This window comes from Frankia sp. CeRuru1, assembly GCF_977966315.1.
In genome coordinates this window covers 30,136-37,209 of sequence record NZ_CDWWEW010000008.1, presented here as the reverse complement: position 1 = coordinate 37,209, position 7,074 = coordinate 30,136, and the positions used below count along the sequence as shown (strand labels likewise).

Below are 7,074 nucleotides of genomic sequence, written 5' to 3'. Positions count from 1 at the left end.
ATGCCGACCAGTCCGCGTGCGGGGCAACCCGCCGCCCCCGAGGATCTCGTTGACGTCGACGGCCTGCTCGCCGCCTACCACGAGATCCATCCCGATCCCACCGATCCGACCCAGCGGGTGTCGTTCGGCACGTCCGGTCATCGTGGCTCGGCGCTGCGCGGCTCCTTCAACGCCGACCACATCCTGGCCACCACCCAGGCGATCTGCGACTACCGGAAGGAGGCCGGCGTCGACGGACCGCTGTTCGTCGGGATCGACACGCACGCACTGTCGGCGCCCGCGCTCGCGAGCGCCCTGGAGGTCCTCGCCGCGAACGGCGTCGCGGTACGCATCGCCCCGGACGGCGAGGCCACCCCGACCCCGGTGATCTCGCACGCGATCCTGCGCCACAACCGCGAGCGCACGTCAAGCAACAGGACGGGCAGGACGGGCGCCACCGGCGCGACCGGCCTGGCGCGCGGCCTCGCCGACGGCATCGTCGTCACGCCGTCGCACAATCCGCCCGCCGACGGCGGGTTCAAGTACAACCCGACGCACGGCGGTCCGGCGGACACCGGCGTCACCAAGGTCATTCAGGATCGCGCGAACGCCCTGCTCGACGGTGGCCTCGCGGGCGTGGCCCGGGTGCCATACCCGCAGGCGCGCGCCGCCGCCGTGGTCCACGACTACGTCGGCGCCTATGTCGCGGACCTCGGCGACGTCATCGATCTCGACGCGATCCGCGGCGCCGGGGTGCGCATCGGCGTCGACCCGCTCGGTGGGGCGAGCCTCGTGTACTGGCAGGCCGTCGCCGAGCGGTACAAGCTGGGCCTCGACGTGGTGAACACCACGATCGACCCGACCTTCGCCTTCATGACGACCGACTGGGACGGCATGATCCGGATGGATCCGTCGTCGCCGTACGCGATGGCCTCCCTGGTGCGGCTGGCCGGCTCGTTCGACGTCGCCCTCGCCAACGACGCCGACGCCGACCGGCACGGCATCGTCACCGGCACGGCCGGGCTGTTGAACCCGAACCACTACCTCTCCGCGGCCATCGCCTACCTGTTCGGCCACCGCCCAGGCTGGCCGACCGGGACGGCGATCGGCAAGACGCTGGTCAGTTCCAGCATGATCAACCGGGTCGGGGCGAGCCTCGGCCGCGACGTGGTCGAGGTGCCGGTGGGCTTCAAGTGGTTCGTGGCCGGTCTGACCGACGGGAACCTGGGCTTCGGCGGTGAGGAGAGCGCGGGCGCGTCGTTCCTGCGCCGCGACGGCGCGGTGTGGACGACCGACAAGGACGGGATCATCGCCTGCCTGCTCGCCGCCGAGATGACGGCGGTCACCGGCCGGGACCCCGGGCAGTTGTACCGGGAGCTCACCGATGCCCACGGCGCCCCGGCCTACCGACGGGTCGACGCGCCGGCCACCCCGGCGCAGAAGAAGATCCTGGCCGCGCTCACCCCGGAGAGCCTTAGCGCGACGACGCTCGCCGGTTCGCCGGTGACCGCCGCGCTGTCGCACGCGCCGGGCAACGGCGCGGCGATCGGCGGGGTGAAGGTCATCACCGACGACGCCTGGTTCGCCGCCCGGCCCTCCGGCACCGAGGACGTCTACAAGATCTACGCGGAGAGCTTCCGGGGCCCCGGGCATCTCGACGAGGTCATCACGGAGGCACAGGCGATCGTCGACGCCGCCCTCGCCCGCGGCTGATCCTGCCGGTCCCAGGCCGGTCCCGGAGCCGGCCGGGGACCGGGCCGGGGACCGTCAGGACGGAAGAAGCCGCCCGATGAACGCCTGGAGCTGCTCGATGTTGCGGCACTCCACCATCTCGTCGACGAGCTCGGCGTACACGTTTGTCGCCGAGTCGCCCGAGCCCCAGTAGCTGCGCGGCTCCGGGTTGAGCCAGTAGGAGTGCCGGGCCTGCGAGCACAGTCGCCTGAAGATGGTCGCCGAGGTCGGTCGGTAGTTGTTCCGGGCGTCACCGAGGATCAGCAGCGACGTCTTGGGACCGACCGCCTCGGGGTACTTCTCGGCGAAGACCTCGATGGCATGCCCGTAGTCGCTGTGCCCGTCGAACCAGACGAGGTCCGCCTCTCCGGAGATGCGGGCCATCATGTCGCCGAGGTCGAGGCCGCGCAGATACCTGGTGACCTCGTCGGTCGTGTCGATAAAGGCGAACGCCCGGACCTTGGCGAACTGCTCGCGCAGCGCATGGGTCAGCATCAGGGTGAAATGCGCGAACGAGGCCACCGAGCCGGAGACGTCGCACAGCACGACCAGCTCGGGCTTGTGCGGCTTGTGCGGGCGGTGCCTGGTCTCCACCGGTACGCCGCCGGTAGCCAGCGACGCCCGCACCGTGCGCCGGAAGTCCAGCCGGCCGATGCGGCCGAGCCGGCGCCGCGCGGTCAGCCGGGTCGCCAGCCGCCGGGCGAGCGGGTAGACCTGCCGGCGCAGCTCCACCAGGTCCCGCTGGGAGGCTCGCAGGAACTCGACCTGGTCGCTGAGCGGCTTCACCGCGGTGCGCTCGACCGCATCGAGGCCGCGTTCCTCGGCCATCCGCCGCCGCACCTCGGTGGACACCATCTCCTCGAACTCGCGGATCCGGTCGGTGATGGTCTGCCGGGCGGCCCGTTCGGCGAGTCCGCCACGTTCGGAATCCGCCAGCATCGCCGCGAGCAGATCGGCGATGAGGGTCTCCGCCGACATCACCCGCAGCACCCGGTAGATGAACCACGAGCGGGCGGAGCTGCCGCGCGCCGACCCGAACGCACTCACCGCCTGCCGGGCAAGCGCGCGCAGCGCCTCGTCGTTGCCGTCACGCAGCGCGTCGAGCAACTGGTCGCGCAGCACCTGGCGCAGCTCCTCCAGCTGCTCGGGCGACAGCTCGCCGGGGTCGACGCCGACGTCCCCCGCCGCGCCGTTCGCCGCCCCGGCCGGGTCGCCCAGGTCGCCCAGGTCGCCCAGGTCGTCCAGCGACACGCCGTCCCCGATCCGGGGCGGGAAGTACAGGTCGAACAGAGTATCGAAAGCCGGCCGGTACAGCGGCCGCTTGCACAGGGTTGCCGCGAACGCCGCCCGGACGGCGTCCCGCTCGGCCCAGCCCAGCGCGCCGACGGCCCTGGCGGCATCCACGGTCTCGGCGCTGCTCACCGGGACACCGGCCCGGCGCAGCGCCGCGGTGAAATCGACGGTGCGGTCCAGCAGGTTCATGCCGGCGCCCCCTCGTGGACGTGCGGCCGTGGCGACGGCCGTCAGCTGGCAATCGGTTCGATGGATTCGATCAGTTCAATGGAGTTGATGGAGTCGATGGGTTGGGCTCGGGCGGTTCAGTTCGCGCCGAGCTTGAGGTGACTGATGGCTCGGGCCTGGTCGCTGGCGTGCTTGAGAACGACGCCGAGGGTCGAGGCGACGGCGGCCTCGTCGAACGTGTCGAATCCGAGCGCGAGCACGGTCTGGCCCCAGTCGATGGTCTCGGCGATGGAGGGCGCCTTCTTCAGTTCCATCGCCCGCAGCGCGCGGACGATCCGGACCAGCGATTCGGCCTGCCTCTCCGGGAGATCGGGCACCCGGGAGAGCACGATCTCCTTCTCCCGCTCGGCCGAGGGATAGTCCAGGTTGAGGTAGAGGCAGCGCCGCTTGAGCGCCTCGGACAGCTCCCGCGTCGCGTTGGAGGTCAGGATGACGAAGGGACGGCGGGTGGCGCTGATGGTACCGAGCTCCGGAATCGTCACCTGGAAGTCGGACAGCACCTCCAGCAGCAGGCCTTCCACCTCGACGTCGGCCTTGTCGGTCTCGTCGACGAGCAGCACCGTCGGCTCCTGGCGGCGGATCGCCGTCAACAGCGGCCGAGAGAGCAGGAACTCCTCGCTGAAGATGTCGTCGTGGGCCTGCTGCCAACCCTCGGCACCGCCGTCTCCCGATCTGGCCTGAATGCGCAGCAGTTGCTTCTTGTAGTTCCATTCGTACAATGCGCGAGCTTCATCAAGCCCTTCGTAACACTGCAGCCGAATGAGCTCGGCGCCAACCGCGGTCGCCAGCGCCTTCGCGAGCTCGGTTTTACCGACACCCGCGGGCCCCTCCACAAGCAGCGGTTTACGCAGCCGATCCGCGAGGAAGACTGTGGTGGCAATCGCCTCGTCCGCAAGGTATCCGGTCACGCGAAGCCGTTCCCGCACATCAGCGACGTCGGCGAAAGCGTGTTCCTGCAGCGACATGGCCACCTTCCGTCCCCGTGTCAGGCATCGCCATGTCCATACTGCCAGGCTAGCGCCGCAGACGGGTGACTACGCCTTGCGCGCCGCCGTCCGCCGGGCGGATACCCGCGGGCTGCTCATCGACCTGTTCGCCGCCGGTTCACCCGGGGATTCTCCCGAGGTGTTCGCCGGTTCAGCCGATCCGCTCGTAGGCGGGAAGAGTGAGGAACTCGACGAAGGTCTTGCCGAGCGCCGTCTCCTCGAACACCGCCGCCGCGTCCTTCCAGCGGCCGTTGTCGAAGGCGGCGGCGCCGATGGAGAGCCGGATCTGGTCCAGCACCTCCGCCAGAGTGGTCCGGACCAGATCGGCCGTGACCGGACGGCCGTCGTCGAGCACGACCCCGGCGGCTATCCACTGGAAAATCTGACTACGGGAGATCTCAGCGGTGGCGGCGTCCTCCATCAGGTTGTCGATGCCGACCGCCCCGATCCCGCGCAGCCAGCTCTCCAGGTAGCGCACCCCGACGCTGATGTTCCCGCGGACCCCGGCCGCGGTGACGGAACCCGGAGTGTCGCGCACCGCCAGCAGGTCGCCGGCGCCGACCTTGACGTCGTCACGCAACCGGGTGAGCTGGTTCGGCTCGTCGCCGAGCACCGCGTCGAAGACCTCGGTACACACCGGCACCAGGTCAGGGTGCGCCACCCAGCTCCCGTCGAACCCGTCCGCGGACTCCCGCTCCTTGTCGGCGCGCACCTTCGCCAGGGCCGCGGCGTTGATCTCGGAGTCGCGCCGCGACGGGATGAACGCCGCCATCCCGCCGATCGCGTGCGCGCCGCGGCGATGACAGGTGGAGACCAGCAGCTCGGTGTAGGCGCGCAGGAACGGCACCGTCATCGTCACGCCGTTGCGGTCGGGCAGCAGGAACTCCGTCGGCCGGGACGCGAACGTCTTGATGGTGGAGAACATGTAGTCCCAGCGGCCGGCGTTGAGTCCGGCGGAATGCTCCCGCAGCTCGTAGAGGATCTCCTCCATCTCGAAGGCGGCGGGCAGCGTCTCGATGAGGACGGTCGCCCGGATGGTGCCGACGGGCAGGCCGAGCTCAGCCTGCGCCGCGGTGAACACGTCGTTCCACAGCCGGGCCTCGAGATGACTCTCCAGCTTCGGCAGGTAGAAGTACGGCGCCACGCCCGTGGCCCGCAGGGCATGCGCGTTGCGGACCAGGTGCATCCCGGCGTCGAAGAGCGCGGCGACGATCGGCTCCCCGTCGACGGTGACATGCCGCTCCGGCAGGTGCCAGCCGCGCGGGCGCACCACGAGCGTCGCCGTGGACTCGTCGAGCTCGTAACGACGGCCGTCGGGCGAGGTGAAGGCGAGCGTGCCGGCAACGGCCTCACTCAGATTGTGCTGCCCGACGACCATGTTCGACCAGGTCGGCACATTAGCGTCCTCGAGGTCCGCCATGAAGACCCGGGCACCGCTGTTGAGCGCGTTGATGAGCATCTTGGCGTCGGTCGGGCCGGTGATCTCGGCCCGGCGGTCGACCAGCCCCGGCGCCGGTGACGCGACCCGCCAGTTCCTGGCCCGGATGTCGGCGGTCTGCGGCAGGAAGTCGAGGGTGGCCCCGGCGGCGATCGCGGCGCGGCGGGCGGCCCGGGCGGCGAGCAGTTCGGCACGCCGGCCGGCGAACGTGCGGTGCAACCCGGCGACGAAGGCCAGCGCGTCGTCGGAGAGCACCGCGTCGACCTGATCCGCGGTGAGTCCCGGCACGGTCCGCACCGCGGACACCCCGTGCACCGTCACCCCGTCCAACGAGCCCATACCTATTCCCTTCCCGGTTCCGTTGCGTCCCGGACGGCCCGATCCGGCGGGCCCGGTGACCCGGACCTCAGATGACCCGGGCCCGGTAACCCGGACCTCAGGTGACCCGGACCTCAGGTGACCAGATGCCCGTCGCCGACGCCGACCCACGTCGTCGAGGTCAGCTCGGGCAGCCCCATCGGGCCGCGGGCGTGCAGCTTCTGGGTGGAGATGCCGATCTCGGCACCCATCCCGAACCGCTCCCCGTCGGTGAAACGGGTCGAGGCGTTCACCATGACGGCCGCGCTGTCGCAGGTCGTGATGAACCGTCGCGACGCCGGCAGAGACCGGGTGACGATCGCCTCGGTGTGCCCGCTGCCCCAGCGCCGGATGTGCGCGACCGCGTCGTCGAGAGAATCGACGACGGCGACGGCCATGTCCAACGACAGGTACTCGGCCGCCCAGTCGTCGTCTGTGGCGGGCAGCACCCGCGGATCGACGGCGCGCACCGCCTCGTCGCCGTGCACGGTGACCCCGGCGTCGTGCAGGGCGGCCAGCACCCGAGGCAGGAACTCCCCGGCCACGCCAGCGTGCACGAGCAGGGTCTCCGCCGAGTTGCACACCGAGACCCGCTGGGTCTTCGCGTTGACGGTGATCGCAAGCGCCTGGTCGAGGTCGGCGTCGGCGTCCACATACACGTGGCAGTTGCCGACCCCGGTCTCGATGACGGGCACCGTCGACTCCTCGACGACCGCCCGGATCAGACCCGCGCCACCCCGCGGGATGAGCACGTCGACGAGCCCGCGCAGCCGCATCAGGTGCTTGACCGCGTCGTGGTCCACCCCGGGGACAAGCTGCACCGCGTCCGCCGGCAAGCCGCTCGCGACGGCGGCGGCGCGCAGCACCGCCACCAGCGCGGTGTTGGAACGCACCGCGGAGGCGCTCCCGCGCAGCAACGCGGCGTTGCCGCTCTTGAGGCACAGGCCCGCGGCATCCACCGTGACGTTCGGCCGGGCCTCGTAGATGATCCCGACGACGCCGAGGGGCACCCGGATCTGGCGCAGCTCCATCCCGTTCGGCAGCACCCGGCCGCGCACGACC

The 7,074-nt window shown here is 70.8% G+C and carries 5 protein-coding genes; 1 reads left to right on the top strand and 4 read right to left on the bottom strand.

Annotation, left to right across the window (positions count from 1 at the left end):
* On the top strand, positions 1-1,692 hold a 1,692-nt coding region (pgm, locus tag AC08OP_RS01480; RefSeq protein WP_476612544.1), incomplete at its 5' end, for a phosphoglucomutase (alpha-D-glucose-1,6-bisphosphate-dependent).
* A 54-nt stretch (positions 1,693-1,746) separates the two neighbouring features.
* On the opposite strand, the gene AC08OP_RS01475 is transcribed toward pgm, so the two are convergent.
* The 4 genes from AC08OP_RS01475 to AC08OP_RS01460 all read right to left on the bottom strand — a co-directional run.
* A complete protein-coding gene (locus AC08OP_RS01475; protein ID WP_476612543.1) occupies positions 1,747-3,192 on the bottom strand; it encodes a vWA domain-containing protein in 1,446 nt (481 codons plus the stop codon).
* A gap of 116 nt (positions 3,193-3,308) precedes the next feature.
* Entirely contained in the window at positions 3,309-4,196 is an 888-nt protein-coding gene (locus AC08OP_RS01470) for an AAA family ATPase (protein ID WP_476612542.1), read from the bottom strand.
* 172 nt (positions 4,197-4,368) lie between these two features.
* On the bottom strand, positions 4,369-5,994 hold the full coding sequence (aceB, locus tag AC08OP_RS01465) for a malate synthase A (protein ID WP_476612541.1): 1,626 nt from the start codon (positions 5,992-5,994) through the stop codon (positions 4,369-4,371).
* Between the two features lie 113 nt (positions 5,995-6,107).
* Positions 6,108-7,074: glutamate-5-semialdehyde dehydrogenase (locus tag AC08OP_RS01460; protein WP_476612540.1), on the bottom strand; the 967-nt coding region annotated here is incomplete at its 5' end.